Genomic DNA, 26,144 nt, shown 5'->3' with positions numbered 1-26,144 from the left:
TCTTTTAGTTATCCATGAAAGCGAAAGATATAATGATATCAGACCGACTCTGAAAGTTCCAAATTGCAGTCAACGGTTGTCAGCACCTTATTTAGTGTCATTGAGTGCATAATTCTCATCCACGCCTGCTTTGTATTTTCAAAGTCCTGATAATGTTCAGCTACGTGCTTTCGGAAAAAATCCAGTTCTTCTAATAATACATAAAAATCATCATTCCCAAAATGTTTACAGATTTTCGGTATGGTAAATTTCAGACTCTTTTCAATATTCTCCATTGCGTCCTCATACTTGGCTCTTTGGGTAATATATAACAGAAGAGGCTTATACCTGACCCAGCCAATGGATGCTTTTAAAAATCGTTTGGAAATACTTCCCCCATTGGATTTCATTGCTTTTAGTTCATTTGGCAGTGCTCCGGATAATAAGCTTCCATACGCTGAAAACCCATCATGAAAGGTATAACACGGGATTCTTGTAATGATATTCTCTCCAATGCAAGTACTTAAAAAAGTATCTTCGCCTCTCGCCCCGGGAGGATTATAAAACGGAAATAGTTTGTCTGGATCTTTCAGATTAATGCCGAGATTGGCACCTGATATAAACTTCATACCATTTTTTTCTTTTACTTCACTGACAACTCCATGGTCGATTTTACCTATATCTGCATAGGTAACGCCGCCGTTCTCCATCTTTTCCCTGACGGATTCCCAGTTAATAATATCATTGCTGATGGCTTCTATAAAGATCTGAAAATCATGTTCCGTGAAATTTTCATCGAAAGATATCTTGGGAATTGGAGAGATATAACCACAATGACAGCCGTTTGTCATATCTGATCCCTTAATATTCTGAATATGAGACTCGAGCACTGACTGCCCTACCCACATTAGACTTTCACCCATCTGCACATTGGCAATAGGATACTCATCATCGTCCAGAAATATCAATTCATCCATCTTATTTAACATGGCGAAATATAGCACTGCGTTACGCTTCATGGCATATCCTTCACCAAAGATTAATTTTGCATCTCTGACACTCAGAATTTTTTTTGAAACTAAGGCAGATGCTTCATTTGCTATGGCTGCTTTTCCCAAATAGTGCACCGAGTCTATCAAATCCAGTATTTCTTCATCCACAATCTGATAATCCGACAATTCTGTGTTGGTAAACTTCAGGTCATATGCCACAAATAAATGAAGTGCATATTTTTTGATGTCAATCGTCTGTGAATCTTTCCAGTCATTCAGGTACGATCTTACTACCTTTCGAAAATTCTTTCTGCCTGTTACAAAACCAATCCCTATATTTATTTTTTTATTTTTGATAACATTGTCCTTCTCTCTATTGGGCAAACACAACTTTCTTACTGTATTTTTTTCTTCTTTTGCACAAGTTCCGGTTCAGCTGCTTCTGTAGTCACTGCAGATGGCAATACTGCACTTTTCTTTTTCTTCTTGCCTTTTTTTGGATTTTTGTCTCCCATAATATTGACCTCATATCTTTCTTTTCCCTGTAGGAAATAAAAAAAGCCACTTTCATTATAAAAGTGACTTGTTTCGAGTTCATATTTAATTTACCTCAGCGCCCTTTCACCAGGAGATGCTGATAGAGTAAGTGTAACACCTTTCGGACATGTTGTCAAATTTACCGGCATTTTTGCAGGCTCTTTCCTTTATCCAAACCGGTGAATCCTCATTTCACAATCAGACTTTTCCTCATATACAACCTGTATTTTCTTCGGTATCCTGGCTCTGCATTCTTTCCTTCCACTTTCCCTGCTCCACTCAATATGGATTACTCCATGAGGTGTAGGCACATCTCCTCTGCACCACTTCATATCCCATAACGGATCTTTTATTTCTACTTTTGCAAAGCCATCCTCCAGCATCTGTACCCCAAGGGCATATTTAATGAAAAAATATGCGGGTGAAGCCGACCAGGAATGACAGTAACTTCTGGTTCTGCTGACTTCGTAAAAGCCCGGAAATACTTCCCAGCAGGTAGTGGAATCATATTTCAGCATTTCACCCCATCGGATTTTAATATCATCCATAATATCCTGCAGTCTGCCCTGTCTCACCAGACACTCATACTGGTAATAAAGCATAAATGGAGAACCGGCCTGTATCATTTCCTTTGGAGCATGAAGAATGTAATCCTCTGCTGTTTTCTTCTTATCTTCATCCAGGATTCCGCCATAAAGCAGCAGCAGAATATGTGTCTGTATGCTGAATGTACGGGAAGGTCCATACTGGGGAGAATAGCCGTCCCGATACATTTTTTTATCAGAATCCCAGAGCTTCGTATCCATATAAGCTAAAAGCCTCATTCTGCAGTCCCCAAAATAGGCTGCGTCTTCCTCATGATCATTTTTTCCCGCATACGCTGCAGCTAATCCGTAACAATATGCCAAAACAGCCTGCTGTCCCGTGACTACACCATGATTATGAATATCCATATCTGCCCAATCCATCATATTCCAGGCATTAATTAAGAAACCTCCGTCCTCCTGTATAAATCCTGCATAATAATTCAGGGTTTCTTTTACCACACCATACATCTGTGGGAAGATAGCTGTATCGCCGCTCACCTTTGCATACTCGAAAATTGAGATGATCCAGTTCATGGTCCACATTGGAATAGAAGTATTCCAGTCCGTAGGTGTCAAAGCATTTAGCAGGGGTGTATTTGCCCTGGCTTCTGCAGAGAGCTCTATACTGTGCTTTATCAGGTCATATTCTCCAAAAAGGTAGGCATTTGTAACGGCACTGATGCCTGCATCTCCAATCCAGAAAGCCTGTTCATAAGTTGGACAGTCCGTAAAACTATCTTCCATACAAAGCTGATGGGTATGGCGGCACATTTCAAAAATCCGGTTTAACAGATAGTCATCACAAGCAAATCCTCCGAAATTACTGGGCGCATAAGTTGCATAGCTGACTCTGAAATCCCGAATCATCACTATATTCCTGCATTCCCGGAAGGTCAGCATGGCATAACGCATCCCCATACGTGCCATACAACGGTATGACTGCCATCCTTCTTTACAGATGTAACGCACGCTGTTATTCAGACCTATGGTATAATCGATCTCCCCCTGATACATATTTTCAAAGCAGTAGATATCTAAAATAGTTCCCGCCGGCGCTTTTATTGTAAATTCCAGACTCCCGGCGTAGATATCCTCGAAGTCCACAATCATCCGGTTCCAGCCATTGGATACCGGAGGGTCTAACACGGTAATTTCCTGATTGTCCCACAGCATTCCCAGATGCCGGGGCTCCACGGCTGATTCTGCAACTACTTTATCTCTCTTCGCCAGGGAGTAGATATATGCATCACTAAAAATATACTGCGGCTCTATGTAGGTAACCGGACCTCCTGCCTCCACCATTTCTTCCAGTGAGGATACCGTGAATAAACGTTTATGAATATCCGGATAATCCTCCAGCCGGTTATATTCATCCAAACCTCCATATACCCTTTTATATCCATCAACCACTGGAACGATTCTGGATGTAGGCCCTTTTACGAAAAAGTTTCCTGCTACCATCAGCTTCTCCGGAAAGCAAAATTCCATATGGCAATATAAATCATCAAATTTCCCCGATATCTGCAGCAGGAAGAAGTGCTTTCCTTCTTTAAGAAATACCGGTATTTCCCTATATTCATTGGAAACCTCATACAGCTTTCCATCTATAGTAAAATCCCCGATTATCCCATTCCAGGTCCTGTTTGGAAATGCAATCACACCCTCCATATCCTGTGGTACAATAATTTCACACCCCAAAAACCCGGAAAATATCGTCTCGTCTGCATCTTTGCGCCCCGGGAAGAAAGCATTTCTTGTATTTACAGAAAATTGCTGGCACCCTGGCATTACCTCCTGTATCCTTTTAATCTTTGCAGGGGTCTTTGCCTCCCTCTGGAATTGACGCAGCGGATTCTTTTTTAACCTGCCCTGTCTGTATTCCAATACCCTGGCTGTTCCCCAGTTTTTTGATATCTCCGGTTCTTCCATCCACCGGCTGTCAAATTTATTGGCATTGTAATAATCTCCAAAGCCCAGGTTCACATTTCTCTTTACCGTATGAGAAATATGGCCGCTGTCTTTTGCACATTTCGTTTTCTCCCCGGAAGCTGTTAATACTTCATCATTGGAAGCAACCTGAAACCATACTTTCCCCTCTTCTGCAACAGTCTGATAGGTAGACCATCCGTAACTCCACACCCGCACTGCAAGAAAGTTGCTGCCAGGCTTAACATCCGGGGTCATATCATACAAATCATAAAATAATTCACCCGGTCCGGAACGGATCGGTCCCCGTCCGATTTCTTTTCCGTTTAAATAAACAATGTATCTGGTAACCCCGCAGATCATTAGTTTTATATCCTCCGGCTCCCACCCGGCATAAAATTCTGCGGTAAAGCAGCCCCTTTCATTTTCTGATTCCTGATGTTCTGAAATCCAGATCCACTTTCCCTCCATCATAATACCTCCTGGTCTGTACAATAATCGTATTTTTTAAAAACCGTCCAGCATATCATATATCATATCGCACCTACCCCTTCACGGCTCCGCCTGTAAGCCCTGCCACAATCTGATCCGAGAAAAGAAAATATATAATAATGACAGGAATCAGCGCAACAGTTGCTGCTGCAAAAACCTTATTCCAGTTTGCAAGAAAATTTGCAGTGTAGGAATATACGCCCAGCGTAAGAGTTCGCACAGAAGCCTTTGTCAAAAATACCAGCGGCAGATAAAAATCATTCCAGATCGTAACAAAGTTTAAAAGCCCAACGGTAGCAATTACCGGTTTTGAAATAGGTGTAATGATGCTTTTAAATATCTGAAACTCCCCTGCTCCGTCAATTCGCGCCGACTCAATCAGGGATTCCGGCAATTCATTAAAGAATTTCGTAAAGACAAACACCGGAAAAGACATATTCGCAGTATAGATCAGCGCCAATCCCAGCAGATTATTAGTCAGATGAAGCCTGGAAAGCATGATATACAGCGGCAGTATTCCCAACTGGATAGGAAACATAAGCCCCACTAAAAAATAGGTCTGCAAAAATTTACGGCTCTTAAACCGATACTGGGCAAGTCCGTATGCAACCATGGAAGCCACTATAACCAATAGCATTAAAGAGACTCCAACCAGAAAAATACTGTTAAAAAAGTAGCGTAAAAATCCATCATCCCCCAGAACAATTTTAAAATTATTCATTGTAAATTCTTTCGGAAAACCTATGGTATTATTGATCAGATCCTGTTTTGTCTTAAAAGATGAAAGGATCGTATTTCCGATTAAAAAGATAGATAAAAAGGTGTAAATAACCAGGATTACCGAGATGATATTTTTCCCGATTACAGCCCGTTTTGATTCAATTCTTCTGTTTGACTTTTTTTGCCGTTTTCTCATCATATTCCCCATTATATCCCCTCCTAATCCTTCTTACGCTTCAATAATTTTGTAGTGACCAGAGAAAACGTAAGAATAATAAGAAACATGGCAACACTGATGCTGGAACCAAATCCGATAGACGTTTCCCCGAAATAAGTACCGCCAAAAGCGTAACGGTAGAACACCATATTGACAAAATCAATCTTATTATTCACTCCACCCTGGGGGCCAACCAGAATATAAGGGATATCAAACATCGTCAGAGCATAGATCACGCTCAGTGTAATATTTGTAGACATAGAAGCGCTCAGTGATGGCAGTACCACATACCGAAACCGCTTCCATCCGCTCGCCCCGTCAATAATGCTGGCTTCAATAATTTCCTCCGGTATCTCCTGCATATCAGCATAAAAAATCATCATACCGGAGCCGATACACTGCCAGATTACCACCATAACAAATATTTTAAATACCAGGTCCGGATTGCCCAGCCATGCACTTTTTGCCTGGTTGCCAAACAGGCTTCCCACTATCTCATTGAGAACTCCAATATTGGGATCCAGCATAATGATTGCAAAAAACCCAACAATTGACGTACTGATTACGTACGGTAAAAATAACATCATACGGATGTATTTATGGAATTTGATCTTTATATAGATCATGTAGGCAAAAAAGATCTGCAGCGGTGTAATTACAAGCAATACGCAGACAAGATATTTAATGTTATTGCCTAGTGCATTGAAGAATATTTTCGACATTCTGGGATCAAACATCAGCTTTCTAAAATTATCCAGACCAATAAATTTCATATCTCCAATGCCGCTCCATTCAAAGAAGCTGAAATAAACGGCACATATAATCGGTACTATCATAAATATGGTATAAATCAAAAATCCCGGTGCTATAAAACCGATGTATGCCTTTCTTTTTCTCATTGCAGGCACCCCTTTCATTATAAAATCAGGGGGTGCTGTACAAACACCCGTCTGGATGGTACAACACCCCTTTCCTATCCGTTTATCCTGTTTTAACGGGTCAGTGCCGCAAGTTCATCCGTAAATTCCTGTGCTGTCATACCTTTGGTAAATACTTTTGTCTGATCCTCTTCCCATACATTTCTGGGGCTTTCCCCCTCTTTCTCCAAATATCCCAGAATATTGTAGTAGCTCTCCGTCTGGATATCAAACTGGGCAATTTCGTTAATCACTTCATTTTCCGATACAATCTTATCGGTACACGGAATGGAATCTAAAGATTTAATCCAGGTTGTCTGCCCTTCCAGGCTAGCAAAATAGTTCACAAATGCAAGTGCTGCATCCGGATTTTCCGTGTCCTTGCTGACGGAAAAACCAACGGAACTGGTTCCTACAAACGGTCTTTTACCATCTTCCGTAGGAAGCTGGAATGCGCCAAAGTTCAGCTCGGGGTTATTTTCCTGGATAGTCTGGATATTCCAGGTTCCTTCGATACACATTGCCGCGTCACCTTTGGAGAATGCAAGCAATGCACCGGACTCATCCACTCCGGTATATCCAGGCCCATAATATCCTTTATCTGCCCATTCTAACATCTTGTCATATGCTGCTACTACTTTCGGATCATTTACTTTCGCTTCTCCGGTATCTACATATCCCTGAATCCAATCCAATGCCGTCGCTGCCAGGACCGGTTCAAACTGGAATAAGATTGCCCACGGATCGGAAGCACTAAAGGAAATCGGAAGATAACCTGCATCATTGATACTTGCCAGAGCGGATTCAAATTCACTGAATGTCTTCGGTACTTCCAGTCCCAGTTCTTTAAAAATATCTTTGTTATAGAATACAGCTCGTCCACCTACTTCTGCTGTAGGAGATGCGTAGGTTTTATCGTCCACCTTAACCAGGCTCATTGCATTTGTTCCGTCGTATAAAGAAAAATCCACTTTATCGGTCAGATCCATTAACAGTCCCTGTTTTACGTAAGCCTCCAGATTCGTGGTAGCTGTGCCGTTTGTCCAGAACAAGTCCGGTGTTTCGCCCGCCTGCATCGCTGTCTGAAGCAAATTGTAATATTGATCGGAGGTCTTAATCTGGTACTCTATCTCCACATTGGGGTATTTCTTATTGAATCCTTCGATTACAGCTTTCAGAGGTGCCTCAAACTGCGCCGTATGCTCCCATACCACGAGTTTTCCGCCATTGTCTCCCGCATTTGCATCCCCGCCCGTACTTTCTTTTTCTGTCTTCTTTTCTGTCGTCTTCTCTGTCACTGCCCCGGTGGTTTCAGAAGCCTTTGCCTGTGTTTCTTCTGCTTTTTCTGTTTCAGCCGCCGCTTCTGTAGTCTCCAAAGCCTTTGTATCCCTGGCCTGGGTCTGTGCCGGCTCCGTACCGCCTCCGCATCCCGACAAAATACCTGCCGCCATACTTACGCACAATAAAGCACTGATCATTTTCTTCTTCATATTGATACCTCCCATATCATTTGATATATTTATTCTAACAAGAAGGCTTCTTTTTCACTAGTAAGAAAATTTATTCATTTATTCAATATTTTTCTGTCTTTTCCACTTTCCTAACTGCCTGTTCACGATATTATGATTTATTCACATAATTTATATCAGAATCCATAAAAACGCCTTTTCTAAACTCACCTACTGTTTTCCCGGTGATCTGTTTAAATACCCGGAAAAAATAATTGCTATTCATAATCCCTACCTTTGCAGCAATTTCCTCAACGGACTCTTCCCCCTTTAGCAGCAGTGGTTTTGCTTTTTCAATCCGCAGGCAATTGAGATAATGAACGAAAGTATCCCCCGTATGTTTCTTAAAATATTGGCAGAAATAGGCTGTACTCATATGAAAATGTTCAGCAACCTCTTTCAGCGGCAAATCCTTGACATAATGCTCTTCCAGATAGGATTCCATTTTTTCAGCCATACTCTCTTTGTCCATGAGATAAGCCTGTACCCGCTTTCGGATATCGGACAGCCATAGCAGCAGCTCCTGCCCCGAATCAAAACTATTTACCAGAATATAGTTGGGGGATTCTTCCTTGGCGAATAATTTATAAAGTTCTGTCTGGTAATATTTACTCAGATAATCTTCCATATCATGTATAAATTTTACCACCTGCAGCTTTACCTCTTCCGGCGGCCGGTTTGCTTCCTTTTCCGCTTTTAAGAACCGTTCCATCTGTACAGATGCCTGTTCCATCCACTGCTCACTAAATGCCTCTTCTTTTTCAAATACAGGCGCCGGCATTATCTGCTCCCGGGACGTGGAATTGTGAAGTTCTATCAGTCTGGAAGTTTCATAGTAAAAAGACAGGCTGCATCCCTCTTTGGCTTCTTTATAAAAATGATTCACCTGACTCAGACTGTCAAATATGTCCGTAATGGACAGAAATAGATTTTTATTAAAATAATTCTTCATATTTTTTCTGGCATTCTGATAAAAATCCAGTACTTTTTTATTGATCTGATCGGATGTCTCTTCCGGTTCAAACCGCATAATACAGAAGACTTCCTTTCCGTGTCTCAAAAAACATTCTCCCATGTGGTTAATATTCAATATTTCCTGGAGGATCTCAACGAGAAAATCATAATCTGTATTTTCTTCACTGATTGTTGTCCGCTCTCCGGTTCCTCTCAGGTTTATATAAGCAATACGATAGCGCTTATCTCCATTTCCGTCTTCAAAAAAAACCGGATTATCATTTCTGCCCTTGGAGATCATGCCTTTTTTTAATTTTTTCTGATAAATTTCGGAAACCAGTTTGGGAAGCTCATCTTCTGACAGTTCATGCTTTAATATGTATTTATCCACACCAAGTTCCATGGCACTTCTGGCATAAGAAAAATCCTCATAGCAGCTCAGAACAATGACTGCCATATGGGACATCTGGGATTTCAGATGCCTGATCAGATCCAGCCCTGTCTCACCGTTCAAACGAATATCCGTAATCAACACATCTGCCGTATTCTGCTGAAAATAACGTTCTGCATCTTCACCGGAGCCAAAAGCCGCAGCCACTTTCATTTCAGCGGAATATTCATCCAGACACATTTTCATGCCCAGGCGGACCAGCATTTCATCTTCTACAATTACTATATTAATCAAAATTTATACCTTCCTCCTCACCAATAACCGGAAGCCGCAGTAAAACCTCCGTTCCTTCGTTCTCATGGCTTACGATAGACACGTGATAGCTTTCACCATAGTTCAGGCGGATACGCTCCATTACGTTTACAATGCCAACGTGATCCATTCCTTTTGAGGTATCCTTCGCATTACAATCCGCCAGAACACCGGTATTAAACCCTTTTCCATTATCTGTGATCTTTACATAGAGTGCATCTTCTTTGTAAAACTCCATGAGGATTCTGCCCCCATCCGGCTTATCTCCAAATGCATACTGAATGCAGTTTTCCACAAAAGGCTGCAGAATCAGCTTTAATATTTTTAAATTCCCCAATTCCATAGGCAGATCATATTCAAAATCAAAATTCATAAAACGCATTTTCTGGATATAGACATAACAGCCCAGCAGTTCTACTTCCTGCCGGAGAGTGATTTCCTCATTAGTATTATAGGTAACGCTGACCATTAGTTTAATCAGGGACTCTATCATCTTCTTGATGTTCGTCTGCTTATTGGCTGCTGCCATCCATTTAATGGTATTCAGGGTATTGTAGATAAAATGCGGTCCAATCTGCATAGAGAGCACTTTGATCTTTTCTTCATTCTTGGCCTTTTCTTCTTCCCTGATATCCCGGATCAGACATTGTATTTCATCCACCATATAATTAAAATTTGCTGTCAGCATTCCCATTTCATCTGCGCTTCCGGTTTCCCTGATCCTTTGGAAATCCCGCTCTGATACTCTGCGCAGGCCCGTACTGAGATTTTGCATTGGTTTGAAAATATAGTGAGACAAAATATAATAGGCAGTAAACAAAAAAACCGCATAGAGGCATGCTATCACCGAAGCCATCCATTTAATATAGTTTACATCCTTAAAAATAACACTCTGATCCGTCACTGTTAAAAGTACCCAGTCATTCACCTCGGATGAGGAACAAACCACCGTCTTTTCTTTTCCTGTATCCGGGTCCTGATAGGAAAAGGATCCGTTTTGCTGCATGAGCGCCTTCGTAAACAGTTCTCCATTTTGAACCACCCCTGTCTCTTCTTCATAATTGCTGGTAACGATATGCCTGTTCCGGGAGACAATATAATAATCCGTGCCTTCTTCATGATATATGGGATTTTTTAAAATATTCGTGAACAGATCTTCTGAGAAAAACAGCCACAGGGTACCTACATTTTGATTCGCAGAGTTGATCGCTCTCGCCAGTGCAAAGTTTTTCGGTCTCTGATTGTAGGATGCAGACATCTGCTGCGTTGGAATCCAGATCACCTTCCCTTTTTTATCAAGGACCTGCTCCAGATGTTCATCCAGGTACTCCTCCCAATTCAGATAGTGATAACCCGAATTATATATAATCCCATTCAGGTCCAGTACTGCGGAAACAATATATTTCTCAGAATTCACAATACTGCTTAGCAACTGGGATATGTACTTATCCTCTTTGGAATAGTCTTCTCTGTTAATATAATTTTTGGCAGCCTCATTATAATACAGGGACATTGAAGTGTCCTTGAAACTGGAGAACTGTAATTCAATATTTTTATGGGTTTCTTTCATGATGTTCTGCTTCTCGGCAATGATGCTCTTTAGCGCATAAGAAAAATAGCTTTTTACAAAAAAGCCTAAAAAGAAAATACTTGGAATAATAACACAGACAACAAAAATAACAATAATCTTGCTTTTTAGCTGGAAAATGATTTGATGATGACGTCTTTCTTCCATAGAACCCCCCGTCCTATTAAAAAAATCTGTATACTTTGATATTTTTCCCTACTTTTTACTATATAACAAAAACGCGGGAATGTCAAAATAGGGGGATAAACTTTTAAAGTTAACACTTTTAAAGCTACAGATTTAATAAATTCAGGTTTTGTTGAGAAATAGATGCTATGCGGATGGGGGCGTATACGAAAAGATAGGGCATAGAGGAATTACATGGACTCTGCCGACTGACCGCAGACGTCCACGCAATTCCTCTATGCCCCATCTTTTCGAAATTCAGGCTGTCGCCACAAAGCTGGTCTTAAGAGCGAATACATGCCCTGATCTATTCATTTTCATAATGTACCCGGACCATAATATCCTGGTTATAATTCCCGAATCCCGCACCAAATAACGTGAGTCCGCCCACATGTTCCGATTCCTTCTCTACTTCAAATCGAAACCGGATTACCCCTGCATCTTCCAGCCGTAACTGATCCAGCCCCACATTCGATATCTGGAGACCGTCTACATATGTACCGCTTCGGCTGATGACTACCAGTTTTAAAAGACCGTACTGATTCAGGCTTCTGCTCCACCAAAGCGGCGTATAAATGCCATGTCTTCCTCCAAAGTCTCCGGGACTTGTCCACTTTCCAAGTGACTGCCCATTGAGTTTGAAAGTAACATCCGACATCCATTCATTGTTATAACTGGGTGCCTCGGATGAAATCTCAAAACAGAGCGTAATCTGGGAAATATGGTGCCCCGGTGACAGCAGTCTGGACATATTGTACTCTACATATCCCTGGGTAAACCAGATAATACCTGCATCCACATGCTCAGGTCTTGCAAAATCTTCCGGATTATCCCATCCGCCAATCCGGTGATCCCCGGTAGCCAGACCACAGGTGGGGTATACCTCGTAATCACAATAATCCCCCACCATAAATTCTGTCTCTAACAGAGTCATTTCTTTTTTATCCTGTTCCTTTGCATCCACCAGAATTTCATTCACCTTAAGCCTGCAGATTTTCTGGTTTCCCCTGCCGCCGCATTCTGTCAGCACATCGATAATCCCTGCTTCTGACAGCTTTTTTATATGGCTGGTAATGGCACCGTTTGTAATATGAAGCGCCGATGCCAGTTCCCGCATATTCATTTCATTATTTTTTATAAGCAGCTTTATGATATTCACTCTGAGATCAGAGCCCAACGCTTTAAAAACCGAAGCGCCTTCTTCTAAACTGTTTATTACCAGCATCTTTTATCCTCCCTGAAATACGAACCCTGTTTGTGAACTTTGCGGAAATGAAAAAGCGGGGATTCCCGCTTTATATCCTTAAAAGTGGAATTTCTTATGCAGTTCCACCATAAAATCTTTCCATTTAAATATAACCAATGCTGCAATAAATAAAAATGACAGTCCGGAACAGATCACAGAAGGATAGTGGACACCTACACATCCAGTCAATATCAGCAGAAACGGAACAATTCCAACACCTGCGGACATTACGTAATAAATCATATATTCCGGTGGTCCTAATTGCTGTACCTTGGAAATTGTCAGGATCGATATCGTAGTCAGAAGGCTGATACCCGGCAGTACATAATCAATGGACCACCTGTTCCACCCGGTAAATGCATCCCAGGCGAGACAACAGGCAATGATAAGCAGCAGCTGCCACATGGCATTTTTCAGTAAATTTCGTCGTTTGTAAAATCCAACTGCAAGTGCCAGCCACATACAGAGCATGGCTCCCCCCACAAAGAGTGACCAGATACTATGAGGTGTAATAATTACATTTGCCATAACACAGATTACCACAGCCGCCAGACATAAAAAGGAAAACAGTTTAAAGAACTGCATTCCGGGATACACCGGTTTTCGCTTTTCCGGGTATTTATCCTTTAGCATCTCCACTTCAACGCCCTGTTCGTTTAGAATGCGGAAAAAATTCCGCTGAACATTTTCACTTTCAAACCTGGAGGTAAAGCTTAAAACGACATGGTCTTCAAAGGAACACATACAGAGTTCCGTTTTCGGCGTACTGGTAAACACATGGAACCATTTAATATAAGGCCGGTATACTTCCGGCATGTCCACAACACCCATATTCGAAAAGATTGCGGTTACATTTTTAGAGGTAAACTTTGCCGCTGCCTGCAGACAGAGATTCTTAAGCGCCAGCGGTGCCACTCTCAAAAAAGGATTCTGTTCCAGGTTCATGAATTCATTCATCCTGCCTGCAACCCGCTCCTTGGTAAGTTCAATTTTAAAAAACTCTTTCACATGGTTTACCACGTCTTTGAATGTGGTAACTCCCGTTTCAAACTGGAATCCGGCATCAATCCAGCTGAAAAAATTAAGCATGGACTGGGATGGAAAGTACTTGCGCAGATTAACCGGAATCATCAGAACTACCGGATATTTCTCCTGTCTGGGACTCATTTCCCGGTGAATGGCACACAGATAAACTGCCGTCAGAAATACGGTCATCGACACACCATATTCCCTGGACTTTTCCAAAAGCTGCTTTACGGACACCATTCCTTCCGTAATATGCATATTTTCATAATCTGATTTCAATCCCCGAAGCTGATAGGAATGAACAGATTTTTGTTTCTCATCTGATTTTGTTTTAGAATAATATTTAAAGAAGCTGTCGTCTTCCATATCTGCATCGGTAAGATCCTGACTGTCCAGAGGTATCTCTTCCGGAAATTCCTCTTTGTGGGCTTTTAGAATATAATTTTTCACCAGTTCCCTGGTAAACTGCATGGCACCCGTACCATCTGTCAATGCATGGAAAACCTCAAAGTTAATTCTGTTTTTGAAATAGGTTACTTCAAATAAAAGACTCTTCTTATCCCGGACATAGATATTGCTGCAGGGAAGTTTACTCTCTTCCTTTACAACAGGACGCAGGGAACTTTTCTCCAGATAAAACCAGAAAAATCCTTTCCGCATCACAGAGCAGAACATCGGATAAGCCTCAATGGTTTTATCCAGCGCCTCCTGAAGGATTTCTTCCCGGATCGTTTCCCTTAAATCACAAGAAAAGCGAAATACCCTGGTATCCTTCTTCCCGCTGGTAGCCGGAAATATTTTCGCCGCGTTATCTAATTTTCGCCAACGGGCCAGCTTGGTCTCAGCCATTTCCTAGACCCCCTTTAAAAAACTGTTTATAATTTCAAAACTCTCCTGAACATGATAACTCATAATCCCAAGCGCAAAAAAACCATGCAGGGCATCCTTAATACGATGCACCTCCACTGCATTTCCCGCTTCTATTAATTTTCTTGCATACTCCTCCCCTTCATCCCTGAGAGGGTCAAATTCTGCCGTAATAACCAGTGTTCTAGGAAGACTGGAAAAATCCTGTGCCAGAAGCGGTGCAAAATACGGACTCTGCCGATCCTCGTCACAACTTTGATACAGATCCAGATAATCACTCATTTTCTTGGCAGTCAAAAGAAAATCCGTCCCATTTTCCTGCACGGATAGAAAGGGGGATTTTTCAGAATAATCATTACTGACAGCCGGATAGATCAGGATCTGCCTCTGGGGTACGAATTCTTTTCTGTCCCTTGCCATCTGGCAGATCGCTGCCGTCAGATTGCCTCCGGCACTGTCTCCGATAATTGTAATTCGCTCAGGGTCAACATTTAAAATCATGCGGTTCTGATAGACTGCCTTTACTACTGCATAGCAATCCATAAGCCCGATAGGAAAACGATGTTCCGGCGCAAGCCTGTATTCAATCGATACAACTACATGACCGGTACTTTTCGCCATACGGGCGCAAACACGGTTATAATTCTCAACGCTTTCCGTAACCCATCCGCCGCCATGAATGAAAATCAGAACCGGGCAGGTGTTGCCTTTTGTTCCTTCCCCGGTCAGAATATCTTCATCCGGCATATAGATTCTGACCGGCACCTGATAATCACCATTGTATATCTTATCATCGATTGTCTTATAGAAAATCTTAAGCGGATCAATTGCCTTAAGATTAGCCATATGTCTGGCTGAATCTATTTCGATTCCTCCATAAGACAACGCTTTAAGTGCCAGTCTGAGCGGTTTATTTATCGTCATTCTATTCTCCTTTGGTATTCAGCTGTCCTTTTACCAGAAGCAGATTAAAGCCCATTGGATTTAAGACAATTCCCTTTGCCTGCTCCACAACTACTTTATTCAGATTCTGGAAAGGCATTGCAATAGCCCTGAATTTCTTTTCTTTATTAAATTTATGGAATTCTCCGGGGTCTGTGAATACCGGCTGGTAAACATCGCCATTCTCGTATTTTACAAATGGTACCATAATATTTTTATTATCTCTGGTCAGTTCTTTTGGCTCTTCTTCGCCTTCATTTAATTCCTTGAATTGAATCGGCACCAGATAGTTGCCTCTTCTTATATTAACCAGCATTTCTTCTTCTAATTCCCGTAATCCCTGTTTTTCTTCTTTTTCAACAGGTCTTCTCAGTTCCTGCATGAAATAAAGAGCTGTCAGCTGCAGTTCCGGATTCAATACCGGTATTTTTTCTTTTGGAGCATTGGTATAGTCCGGTTTCTTACATAATTCTTCCAATTGGATTTCAAGAGAATTCACTCCACGGTCAATTACAACTGCATTTGCTCCCATTGGGAATAAATTTATGTAAAAACCAAGGAACTGGTCCTTATTGAATTTAATAATCTGTACCGGTTTCTTTTCCTCATTTAATTTTGCTGCTTCCCGTTGAGCAAACTGCTCTCTGGAGAATATAAAAATCTGGTCATTAAATGTATCTTCATCGCAATGAATATAAGGCATGTTGGTTCCCTTGGAAAATAAAACAAACATCTCTTCTAATACTTTCAGTTTTTCCAAAACTACATTATAGAGAAACTTGGATTTTGTCTCAAAAAACTTAAATGCATTTTCATCTTCTTTATTCTGTTCCATTAAAGATCTGCCGGTCTGGCATAAAATGATAATCTCCTGCATATCCAGCTCTTTATATTTTTCAACCTGAAAGTCATTGCTGACTAATAATTTCTTAAGTTCCTGTTGTCTTTCCTCAGTCATAGTTTTTCCCCTTGCATTTTATTTTATGTGAACATATGCATTTATTATACACTACCATTATAAAAAAGTCAGCACTTATTTGGGGGTTTTGTGGTGGAAAATGGGAATAAAGATATCTTCTATCGAAATTATAAATATAAGTTTGACGGAGATCCTTGCATATTATGACAGAAATTCTATTCATTTTCACTACTTTATAATTCCCTGCATATTTAATAGTACATTGATAATATTTGTTTTTTTATTGATGTAACAAAAAATGTATTAAAGGAGTGATAGATATGTATAACGATAATCAGCTGTATGGCATTGATTTACTGCAGGATGCGGGACCCACCGGGCCAACCGGGCCTACAGGGCCGACTGGTCCCACCGGCGCAGATGGAAGTGTAGGTCCTACCGGCGCTACCGGAGCTACCGGTGCGAATGGCTCAACCGGACCCACTGGTGCCAGAGGTGCTACAGGAGCAAACGGCGCTACCGGCAGTACCGGGCCAACCGGCAGCACGGGTGCCACAGGCGCGAATGGTTCTACCGGACCCACTGGAGTTACCGGACCTACCGGCGCGAATGGGATCACTGGTCCTACCGGCGCAAGCGGCGCTACCGGACCCAACGGAGCTACCGGTGCCACCGGTGCGATGGGCAACACAGGGGCTACCGGCGCGAATGGTTCCACCGGACCTACCGGGGTTACCGGAGCTACCGGTGCGAATGGGATCACTGGTCCCACTGGTGCAAGTGGCGCTACCGGACCAAATGGAGCCACCGGAAGCACAGGACCGCGTGGTAATACAGGTGTTACCGGCGCAAACGGTACTACCGGACCCACAGGTGCTGCTGGCGCTACTGGTGCAAACGGAATCACGGGTCCCACCGGAGCTGTGGGTTCTACCGGTGCTGCCGGAAACACCGGGGCTACCGGGGCAATCGGAGCTACCGGGCCTACAGGCGCTAACGGCGCTGCCGGAATAACGGGTGCCACAGGGGCTACCGGCGCCAACGGAATTACCGGACCCACAGGTTCTAACGGTGCCACGGGAGCTACCGGCGCTGCCGGTAGTACCGGACCTATTGGGGCTACCGGGCCAACCGGGGCAGACGGAATTACCGGACCAACAGGCGCTACCGGTTCAACGGGGTCTACTGGGGCAGATGGGGCTGCCGGTCCTACCGGACCAAACGGCGCTACCGGCGCTACCGGATCCGATGGTCCTGTCGGGCCTACCGGCTTAACAGGCGCTACCGGCGCAAATGGTGCTACCGGCGCCACCGGACCCGATGGGGCTACCGGACCGACCGGAGCAGACGGTCTTGAGGGTCCTACCGGTACTGCATGATTCGTACAACTGCATTCAAGCTATTGTTCCCTTAAAACATATTCTAACAATCCCTCACAGCCTTCGTAAATATCTTCATAAGTCCGGTCAAAATTACCGGTATACCAGGGATCCGCAATGTCTCCGGGATTGTTAGTAAAGTCCAGGAGCTTAAATACCTTATTATCCCTGTCTTCTCCCATAATCCGAATCATATTCCGGATATTAGCCTGCTCCATTCCGATGATATAATCATATTTCTGATAATCATTCCCGGTCAGGCGTATAGCTCTTTTCCCATCTGCAGAAATATTGTACTGCTTTAATTTCTTCCTTGTTCCGGGGTGAACCGGATTTCCAATTTCTTCGCTGCTGGTTGCAGCTGAGTCAATGATGAATAAATCACTGAGACCTCTTTTTTTTACCATATCTTTGAAAACAAATTCTGCCATGGGGGATCTGCAGATGTTGCCAAGGCAGACGAATAGGATTTTTATCATACTCCAAAACTCCTTATCAAAATTATTTTTGCCGAATTCTCCATTCGTTCATAAAGTAAATATTGACAATGAAATACTATCTTATTGATCTACTATATCTCATCATATTTCAAATTTTTCCCTCTAATCTTTTCCACCGGATACTTCTCGCCATTCTTCTGAATCTTATTCTCTAAAATAACCCCCAGATCTATATGGTTCATCTGGGCAAACCGCAGAATAAAAAACAAAGTATCCGCCAATTCCTCTTCTATATGCTCTCTCTTTGACTGATCTGTGAAGAATTGACTCATTTCTTTCTCTGATTTAAACCGAAAAATATCAAGCAGTTCATTTGCTTCTGTAGAAATTCCGATGGCTAGGTCTTTGGGATTATGAAACTGGTCCCAATCCCGTTCTTCACAAAAATTTTTAACTTTTTCCATTAATTCTTTTACTGTATTTTCATTCATATTCTATCCTCACTAAATAGCGGCTGCAGCTTCTTTCAGCGCTTTTCTCAGTTCAGCGTCACAGGCGTAAATATAAAGTCCATTTACACCACGTGTCATCAGCACTCTTACCTCATGTTGTATTAATATCTCACCAAACTTTTCTTTTGTTCCGTCTGATAAGGTACGATTTTGAATAGCTTTTGCATTATGACTTTCCACCGGATCAAATATAATTTTTCCATTGCGGTATTTTACAGACGGTCCTAATATTACACCTGCATAATTTAAGTCAAACCCCTGAATGGTAAAAGTAGATCCCACCTCGTTTACCGTCTGCGGCTGTTCCGCCCAGGACAATGATTTGATTTTCTTCTTTTGTTTCCGGTCCAGTTCTTTTTCCAACTCATAATTCCAGGGCTTATGCCAGTTTCCAATGCTAACCTCCCAATATTTCCTTAACCTGTCTTTTGCCCAGTCTTTTGCCCGGTTTTTAGCGCTGTATTCCCAGTCATACGTAGCAATCATTCTGGAGAGTGCACAGTCTTTTGTAGATATCTTCCTCTTTATCTCCAATTCAAGTTCCACCGGCTGGTCAAAAATTTTAATCTCATAGCCGGTTTTGTCAGCTGGAATCTTATTCAGTTTCCGGGATTTCGTAAAAGCATCAATCCAATTTACGGTTGCTTTATCCGCTGATATTCTTAACTGATTCTTTAACTCCATATAATTATGGTTTTGTTTCGCCAGCGTTTTAAAATGATCCAGTACCTGAGCTTCCCAAAGCTGCTCTGTTGTCAGTATCTGGTTTTCATCAAACATGACCACCGTCACTTTAGCTCTGTCAATAATATCCTGCAATTGATTTTTTCCCCGATAGGATTGTTTGCCCTGGGTTAATAATAAATGTGCTTCATCTATAAATGCCACATCCACCGGATCTTCCGTTGTATGGTGATTAATAAATGTTGTGGGTTTGCATACAAATTTATCCGTTATGCCAAGTTTCTTTGCAATCTGCTCATATACCGTTATCTGCTCAGTATGGTTTACCATCATATAGCATTGTAATTGATCCATGCCCAGATCCCCTGCTTTTGTAATCAAGTCATAAAAGGTACTGCTGTTTAACACGGTCTTTCCGGTTCCCGCTTCCCCTTCAATAAATATCAGTTGTTTTGTCTGATTCCCCTGCATTGCACGAATCACCTTTTGGATAATTAATTCTTTTGCCTGCAATTGCTCCGGTGTCATTTTATGCAACGGAGATGCCTTAAATATAGCTGAATCTTTAATTTCTGTTTCTGTTGGAAACAGATTCGGATCCTCTTTTCTTAATTTACTCCATATATTATGGAAGATAACATCCAGTTCCTCAACTGTATAGTACTTATTTTGGGGATTTTCATTTTGATTATGTACTTTTTTAACATGCTCTATGCTCATCATATAATGCATCAACCGGTTTTCAATATCAAGGGTCAGAGATTTATTAAAATGCTCATGACCAATCAAAAACAGCCTTGCTCTGTTCTTATGCAGCTGGTATTGCCATTTCTTTTTATCGTTTGCTTCCTTATAATGCTGTTTTGTTCTCTGAATTACATTATTTGATTCCCCTATATAGACTTCATAATCATTTGATTCCTGCCAGTTATGGATATAAACAGTTGGATAATTCAATATGAGATCCTGCACCTTTTCCGATTCGGCAGTCTGCAGTCTCTCTTCAAATTCTTTTAATGAAGCATCATTATCCTCAATTTGAAATATAATTGGTTTAAGATTTTCAATTTTTGTCATAATCGTACCTCCATATACTGCCGAAACAGAACATTTATCCATATATTACCACATAATCATTGAAAATTCATTTCTTTTCTCACCTTTTCGGAAACATCAATTCCACAAAATAAAATCTCCCCATAAAACTTCCCATTCGTTTCTATTCACTCATTCACAAAGATTTTATGCTCAAATACAACATACGCACCACCGGATTTCAGGTTACCGATTTTAATAGTTCCACCGAGTAGCTCCACTAACTGTCTGGCGATATACAATCCCAGACCGGAATGTCCGTCTTTGGTTTGCCGGGCTTTATCGCCTCTGTAAAATTTTTCAAATACTTTTTGTGTATCTTCCATACTGAATCCTGTACCTGTATCACTGATTTCATATGAGATACATTGATTTACAGCATTTACCGTTATTGTTATTCTCCCTCCCGTTGGGGTATACTGCAGACTGTTCGATAAAATATTGTCCAGTATTCTCTCCAGTTTGCCGGGATCTGTTAAAAACGGGTCCGGTATATCTCCTTTGATATTTAATTGGATGGAGATATCCTTTCTCTCCGCCTGGACTTCATAATCATGTACTTTCTGCTCCATAAATTCAGGCAGATTTACCGGAATCAGATGGAGCTGGACAGATGATCTTTCAAGATCCGAGGTATATTGCATTTGCTGTACCAGTGAGACACTTTTTTCTATATTTTCTTCGATAACGTTAAGGTATTGCAGCTGTTCCTCATTCACTTTTGTATCATCAATCAACGCTTCTGCGTATGCCTTTATCACAGACAGCGGCGATTTCAGGTCATGTGCCAATGACTCCACCATTTCTACCCGTTCCTGTTCCATCCTCCACTGGGCTGACAGGGATTTTTTCAGTTCATCTTTCATTTCCATAAAAGCAGTGCAAAGTTCACCCAGCTCGTTATCGGAATGATAATCGATTTCAAAATCCAGATTTTTATTTTTTATCTGACGGGAGCCTTCTTTTAAAAGCTGCAGGGGACTGGTTATATTTTTCGTCAGTCTCCTGGAAAACAGAATAATACATGCTATGAAATAGAACACTGGTGAGAAAGCCACAAGGATAATTGCATAGTTTAGCCATTCATTCCCTTTATTTACAGCAGATAAGCTTAATTGATAGGCGAGGGAAACTGCTCCTTGTATTTTTCCGTCATCGCCAATAACGGGTACTATACGAACATAATTTCCGGAGATGAGCAGCGTCATATTCAGGTTGTCATAGAGCTCTTCTTTCGTTTCAAAAAGCCGGTCAGGATATGTGCCATACAAAATATCGCCTTCCCCATTTACTACCTGATAAGTAAGTCCGGTTCCCTGAATGATATTTTTCAGACCCTCTTCGCTGGATAAAGACAGAATATCTGCTTTTTTATCCCGAACATAGTCTATTATTCTGGGAATTTGCTGTTCATAATAATCCTGTGGATTGATCTCATTGTTATTAACAGCCTGACGAAACAGCATTATTGCACCTGCATAGGTAAGCAATGATGCAATTAAACTGGTAACTACAATTAAAACCAGTGTGATACGGAATTGTGCTGCAAGTGACCGTTTTTTCATAGCGATTTCCCCTTCTACATTTTATTCCACTTATACCCAATTCCCCAAACCGTAGCGATATAAGGAATAGTAGGCGTGACAGCTGCAAACTTGGTGCGGATATTTTTAATCCTTTCAACTACCGTTGTATCATCTCCACACGAATCATATCCCCATACGTTTTCATAGATCTGTTCTCTTGAAAATACCTGCCCCGCATGGAGGGCAAGCAGTTCTACAATCTCATATTCTCTTTTTGTAAGGGAAATTTCCTCATTGCCAATGTGAACTGTCCGTCCCCGTAAATCCAGGGAGAGGCTGCCAAAATACAGTTTCGGACGCTTCTGCTCTGTATTGATATATTGAGACCGTTTTTCACGCCGTAAATTAGCTTCAATTCGCGCCATTAACTCCCTTAATCCAAAGGGCTTTGTGATATAATCATCCCCGCCAAGAGTCAGCCCCTTGATTTTATCAGTTTCCGATTGTTTGGCACTTAAAAATATAATCGGGCATAACACATCGTTTCGTATGGCATGGCAGACTTCAAAACCGTCCGCTTCCGGCATCATAATGTCCAGTATAATAAGATCCGGCTGTCTCTTTGCCAGTTCAATACCTCTCCTGCCGTCATCTGCAATCAGTACTTCATGCCCTTTTGACTTTAGTTTTTTCTCTAATAAAGCAGTCAATTCTCTTTCATCATCAATAATTAATATTTTACTCAATTTTACATCGCCTCCCATTCCAAAACGTTTAGGACAGGCTTTTAAAAGCCTGCCCATATAGTATCCGCCAATTTTCCCTATTGGTCAAGTTTATGAAAAAGTTGGTAATCACTACTTACCGTATTTGGCAGTTATTCCCTTAATTCTCTGCCTTCCCATCTATTAAACCAGATAATTCCGCCAGCCAGAAAAATAAAAAGCCCGAATGCGGTCAGGATAAGTTCTAATATTAATATTCCGCTCCCGGAAATATTTGCAGTTGAAGACCCGGTCTGAAAACAAACTGCCGGCAGCATTGCCATTTTTACCGGCCAGGACCAGGGAATGATCATCCAGATTTTCCCTCCAAGACCGGTTGCCCCGATCAAAGCAGCCATCAGGATTCCACCCATGCTGATTCCGATAGATGCCCCCATTCCCCACAGCAGGCTTACCCACAAATGTATGGACAGTACAGGAAGTGCACCAACTACAGCAAGAAGTGCCGCAGATATAAATAAAAAAATATTACCTCCATCAGATATAACCACCTTCATTCCGATACAGAGAATAAGTATCGCAATAAATGTGCAGCACGTCAGGCAGAAAATTAACATCAGAAACTTCCCCATATACAACTTCATTCTGGAAATATGATTGTTCAAAAAACCGGTAAAACTTCCTGCCAGTTCTTCCTCTTGTATCATAAATCCTGACAGAACACCCGCCCCTACCGGAATAATCATTGCCGTCCACACAACAAAAAAACCTTCATAAACAAACTCAGATGTAACGCCACTGCGGATTGACAGATAGGCAACTATGCAAAGGGCAACGATTACAGGCATACAAAAAGTAATCCATCGAATCGCTGTTCGTTTTGTTTTCAACCATTCTGATAATAATAATCTGATCAATGTATTTCCCTCCTTCTAAACCAAACGCCTGAAATTGCAGTTATGATAATTAACAGAATTACGGACACAGCAATTCCAACAGGGATTACAGAGCTGTTCAGCAGCGGATTACCGGATTTCAATTCAGTACCGTTGGGATGAACCCCAATAATCGGACACATTAACCTCGTTGCCCAGGACCAGGGTACCAGAAACCAGTAAGACTGCGGTGCTGCCATTACCCCTGCTATCATCCCTGCAAACGCAACTCCCATGCTGAAAAGGATTCCCTTCCAGGCAGCCGCCCATAGCTGTATGGGAATCAGCACAAGAGATACCAGCCAGCATACCAGACAACCGGTTATCATCTGGTATATGGGTATCTCACCTTTTGAGGAGAACAGTCCGGAAATTATAATGGAAAAAAACAGAACCAGTGCTGATAACAGGCTGTGAATTGCCATGGCTGCCACCTTATGTACCCAGACAGCCTTCGGCGAGATATCATGTACCAGAAGTGCGCGGTAATCTCCGGCTTTCTTTTCCTGAGCGGCTGCCATGCCGGCAAACAGTCCCATACCAAGGGGCAGGAATATCAATGGCCACCAGTTAAATACTAAAACCATGATACCTCTCCATGAGTTGGAAAGGGTCGGGACCAGCATTCTGATCACTAAGGAATAAAGTGCAAAAAACAAAGGAATCCATACAATCAGTTTTCTCATGAATGTTCTTTTGTATTTTAACATTTCCGATTTTAAACCATTCATCCTGCTTTTCCCCCTTTGATAATTACATCCGTAAAAAACGCTTCCAGATCTTCATTGGGATTAGGCACACCCTGAAATAAAAGCCTTCCTCCGCTGATAATCCCGATTTCATCAACAACCTGGGCAACTTCCGATAAGATATGACTGGATAGAATTACCGTAATTCCCTTTTCCGGCAAAGAAGAAATAAATTCACGTAATTCCTGAATGCCAAAAGGGTCAAGCCCATTGGTAGGTTCATCCAGAATGAGTAATTCCGGATTATTAAGCAGGGCTGTGGCGATTCCGAGCCGCTGTTTCATTCCCATTGAAAACTGTGATGCTTTCTTTTTTTTGGTATCTTTAAGATCAACCGTTTTCAGTACTTCGGGAATTCTTTCATTTGGGATTCCCAGAAGCCTTGTATGCACCAGTAAATTTTCCTCTGCTGTAAGATTTCCATATAGAGCGGGTGACTCTATCAAAGAACCTATTTTTGCAAGAGATTCCCGTTTCCAGGGTTTTCCCTTAAAGATAATCTGCCCTTCCGTAGGTCTGAGAAGCCCAACAATCATTTTAAGGGTTGTGGATTTCCCTGCACCGTTGGGACCAAGAAGCCCATAGATACTATTTTGCTCAATTTGCAGCGAAATTTGGTTGGCTGCCATTTGCTCTCCAAATCTTTTTGATAAATTTTTTGTTTCCAATATCATTTTTCCCATATCTAACCATCCTTTCCTGTAATAGTTCCAAGTCATGTTCCTGTCTATTACAGAAATGATCTTAGCATATAAAAATAACGTTTCTATAACGCGTATCAATTTTAATTTCCACGGACAACGTAATGGTAAGGTCCGCTAAATTGCTGCAAAGTAAAAAGCACATCCGCTCAGACGTGCTTTCTAAAAAATGTTTCTTATTCTTCATTCATTTTCATTTTGCTTTAAGCAATTCCCTTATCCACAGGTGCCATGAGTACTTTTCCCGTGCCACGGTAAACATTCACAAGTCCTTCACCTGATGCAGCTGAACCGATCAGTGTTTTTCCGGAACGCTCAACTGTAAAATCCAGGCTGCCGCTCCATGCTATCGCCATGTTCCCGTCAATTTTCAGTACATCATTATTTAAAGTAATCTCAATCAGTTCCTCTCGGGGAGACGGAGATTCCAGGCATAACACACCGGCACCATTCACACTGAGGTTAAAAAGCCCTTCATTGCCGGCTACCGCTGAAGAAAGATTTGACCGCATTACTGCCTTATGTTTTAAATTAGAGTCGCAGGCAAGGAATAAACCGTCATCCAATACAATAGAACCATTCCAATCCTGCACATCGATCAGCAAAATATGTTTGTAAGTCGGCTCCAGCACTAAGGTGCCGTCTCCGGTATATTCCGGCTTAATTGCTGATTCACCGGTAACTTTTCCACGTACGGCTTTACTGAACAAATCACCCACGCCTTTAATTCCGGTTGTAGCATTTACATTACCAACCATCCACTGCATTGCTCCTGCCTGAAGTGTAATATTGGCTTTGGTCATATCACAGATTACCTGTCTCTTGCGAATATTCATTGCATTGCAGAAATATGCTCTCTGTGCGTCTGAAGGCATTACGCTTAAATCACGTTCATACTCTATTACGGTAAAAGGTCCCATAGATTCCAGTGTGTTAATATCATCATTTTCTGTTAAATTCGAAATACGGTACATATTAAATCCTCCTGATCTTCTTTTTACTGAATTATCTTGTTATTGATTATAACAAATTTCGACCTGAAATACAATTAATTTATTGTGCACATTGATGAAACTTAAAAGAAAAAAATCGCTATATCTCAGCTTATATGCT

20 protein-coding genes and 1 pseudogene are annotated in these 26,144 nt (G+C 41.6%); 1 reads left to right on the top strand and 20 read right to left on the bottom strand.

The genetic code is table 11. The features are described 5' to 3' along the window. Positions 1-38: 38 nt before the first annotated feature. The 11 genes from CD03_RS35270 to CD03_RS0129500 form a co-directional block, all read right to left on the bottom strand. Positions 39-1,355 carry a hypothetical protein gene (locus CD03_RS35270; protein ID WP_176731069.1) on the bottom strand — a complete coding sequence of 439 codons (1,317 nt, stop codon included), beginning with the start codon at positions 1,353-1,355 and terminating at the stop codon, positions 39-41. A 320-nt stretch (positions 1,356-1,675) separates the two neighbouring features. Further along, the gene (locus CD03_RS0129545; protein WP_081820421.1) at positions 1,676-4,495 is read right to left on the bottom strand and encodes an alpha-L-rhamnosidase-related protein; all 2,820 of its coding nucleotides are present in this window, start codon (positions 4,493-4,495) and stop codon (positions 1,676-1,678) included. Positions 4,496-4,565: 70 nt separating this feature from the next. After that, complete coding sequence (locus CD03_RS0129540) at positions 4,566-5,441, bottom strand: carbohydrate ABC transporter permease (protein ID WP_027296696.1); 876 nt, start codon at positions 5,439-5,441, stop codon at positions 4,566-4,568. A gap of 11 nt (positions 5,442-5,452) precedes the next feature. Beyond that, on the bottom strand, positions 5,453-6,349 hold the full coding sequence (locus CD03_RS0129535) for a carbohydrate ABC transporter permease (protein ID WP_027296695.1): 897 nt from the start codon (positions 6,347-6,349) through the stop codon (positions 5,453-5,455). Positions 6,350-6,441: 92 nt separating this feature from the next. Next, positions 6,442-7,857 (bottom strand): ABC transporter substrate-binding protein, encoded by a 1,416-nt coding sequence (locus tag CD03_RS0129530; protein ID WP_027296694.1) that lies wholly within the window; start codon positions 7,855-7,857, stop codon positions 6,442-6,444. Positions 7,858-7,987: 130 nt separating this feature from the next. Then, entirely contained in the window at positions 7,988-9,514 is a 1,527-nt protein-coding gene (locus CD03_RS0129525) for a response regulator transcription factor (RefSeq protein WP_027296693.1), read from the bottom strand. Next, a complete protein-coding gene (locus CD03_RS0129520; protein WP_027296692.1) occupies positions 9,507-11,267 on the bottom strand; it encodes a cache domain-containing sensor histidine kinase in 1,761 nt (586 codons plus the stop codon). The genes CD03_RS0129525 and CD03_RS0129520 overlap by 8 nt, the downstream gene beginning before the upstream one ends. Positions 11,268-11,592: 325 nt before the next feature. After that, positions 11,593-12,510: an ArsR/SmtB family transcription factor gene (locus CD03_RS0129515; RefSeq protein WP_027296691.1), complete on the bottom strand. Its 918-nt coding sequence runs from the start codon at positions 12,508-12,510 to the stop codon at positions 11,593-11,595. A 78-nt stretch (positions 12,511-12,588) separates the two neighbouring features. Beyond that, on the bottom strand, positions 12,589-14,406 hold the full coding sequence (locus CD03_RS0129510; RefSeq protein WP_027296690.1) for a DUF6320 domain-containing protein: 1,818 nt from the start codon (positions 14,404-14,406) through the stop codon (positions 12,589-12,591). 3 nt (positions 14,407-14,409) lie between these two features. Continuing rightward, positions 14,410-15,348, bottom strand: a complete 939-nt coding sequence (locus CD03_RS0129505; RefSeq protein WP_027296689.1) for an alpha/beta hydrolase — start codon at positions 15,346-15,348, stop codon at positions 14,410-14,412. 1 nt (position 15,349) lies between these two features. After that, positions 15,350-16,324, bottom strand: a complete 975-nt coding sequence (locus tag CD03_RS0129500; protein ID WP_052378043.1) for an SseB family protein — start codon at positions 16,322-16,324, stop codon at positions 15,350-15,352. A 281-nt stretch (positions 16,325-16,605) separates the two neighbouring features. Between CD03_RS0129500 and CD03_RS35265 the strand changes: the two are divergent. Further along, positions 16,606-17,655 (top strand): annotated as a pseudogene (locus tag CD03_RS35265) (exosporium protein); the annotation flags it as partial. A gap of 29 nt (positions 17,656-17,684) precedes the next feature. Here the strand turns inward: CD03_RS35265 and CD03_RS0129490 are convergent. The 9 genes from CD03_RS0129490 to CD03_RS0129450 all read right to left on the bottom strand — a co-directional run bounded on the left by CD03_RS0129490 (position 17,685) and on the right by CD03_RS0129450 (position 26,005). Beyond that, complete coding sequence (locus tag CD03_RS0129490) at positions 17,685-18,143, bottom strand: low molecular weight protein-tyrosine-phosphatase (protein ID WP_027296687.1); 459 nt, start codon at positions 18,141-18,143, stop codon at positions 17,685-17,687. Between the two features lie 92 nt (positions 18,144-18,235). Then, on the bottom strand, positions 18,236-18,595 hold the full coding sequence (locus tag CD03_RS0129485) for a nucleotide pyrophosphohydrolase (RefSeq protein ID WP_027296686.1): 360 nt from the start codon (positions 18,593-18,595) through the stop codon (positions 18,236-18,238). Positions 18,596-18,607: 12 nt separating this feature from the next. Then, positions 18,608-20,377 (bottom strand): DUF2075 domain-containing protein, encoded by a 1,770-nt coding sequence (locus CD03_RS0129480; RefSeq protein WP_027296685.1) that lies wholly within the window; start codon positions 20,375-20,377, stop codon positions 18,608-18,610. Positions 20,378-20,523: 146 nt separating this feature from the next. After that, positions 20,524-21,960, bottom strand: a complete 1,437-nt coding sequence (locus tag CD03_RS0129475; RefSeq protein ID WP_027296684.1) for a sensor histidine kinase — start codon at positions 21,958-21,960, stop codon at positions 20,524-20,526. 14 nt (positions 21,961-21,974) lie between these two features. After that, positions 21,975-22,667 carry a response regulator transcription factor gene (locus CD03_RS0129470; protein ID WP_027296683.1) on the bottom strand — a complete coding sequence of 231 codons (693 nt, stop codon included), beginning with the start codon at positions 22,665-22,667 and terminating at the stop codon, positions 21,975-21,977. 131 nt (positions 22,668-22,798) lie between these two features. After that, positions 22,799-23,563, bottom strand: a complete 765-nt coding sequence (locus CD03_RS0129465) for a lantibiotic immunity ABC transporter MutG family permease subunit (RefSeq protein ID WP_027296682.1) — start codon at positions 23,561-23,563, stop codon at positions 22,799-22,801. Beyond that, positions 23,560-24,312: a lantibiotic immunity ABC transporter MutE/EpiE family permease subunit gene (locus CD03_RS0129460; RefSeq protein WP_027296681.1), complete on the bottom strand. Its 753-nt coding sequence runs from the start codon at positions 24,310-24,312 to the stop codon at positions 23,560-23,562. Before CD03_RS0129460 ends, CD03_RS0129465 begins: the two co-directional genes overlap by 4 nt. Then, positions 24,309-25,013 carry a lantibiotic protection ABC transporter ATP-binding protein gene (locus CD03_RS0129455; RefSeq protein ID WP_027296680.1) on the bottom strand — a complete coding sequence of 235 codons (705 nt, stop codon included), beginning with the start codon at positions 25,011-25,013 and terminating at the stop codon, positions 24,309-24,311. Before CD03_RS0129455 ends, CD03_RS0129460 begins: the two co-directional genes overlap by 4 nt. Before the next feature lie 221 nt (positions 25,014-25,234). Further along, complete coding sequence (locus CD03_RS0129450; RefSeq protein WP_027296679.1) at positions 25,235-26,005, bottom strand: AIM24 family protein; 771 nt, start codon at positions 26,003-26,005, stop codon at positions 25,235-25,237. Positions 26,006-26,144: the final 139 nt, after the last annotated feature.

The sequence above is a fragment of the Robinsoniella sp. KNHs210 genome, from assembly GCF_000686105.1.
Classification (GTDB): Bacteria; Bacillota; Clostridia; order Lachnospirales; family Lachnospiraceae; genus Robinsoniella; species Robinsoniella peoriensis.
The sequence above is the reverse complement of the archived record's forward strand: the minus strand, read 5'-3'. Positions and strand labels throughout refer to the sequence as shown.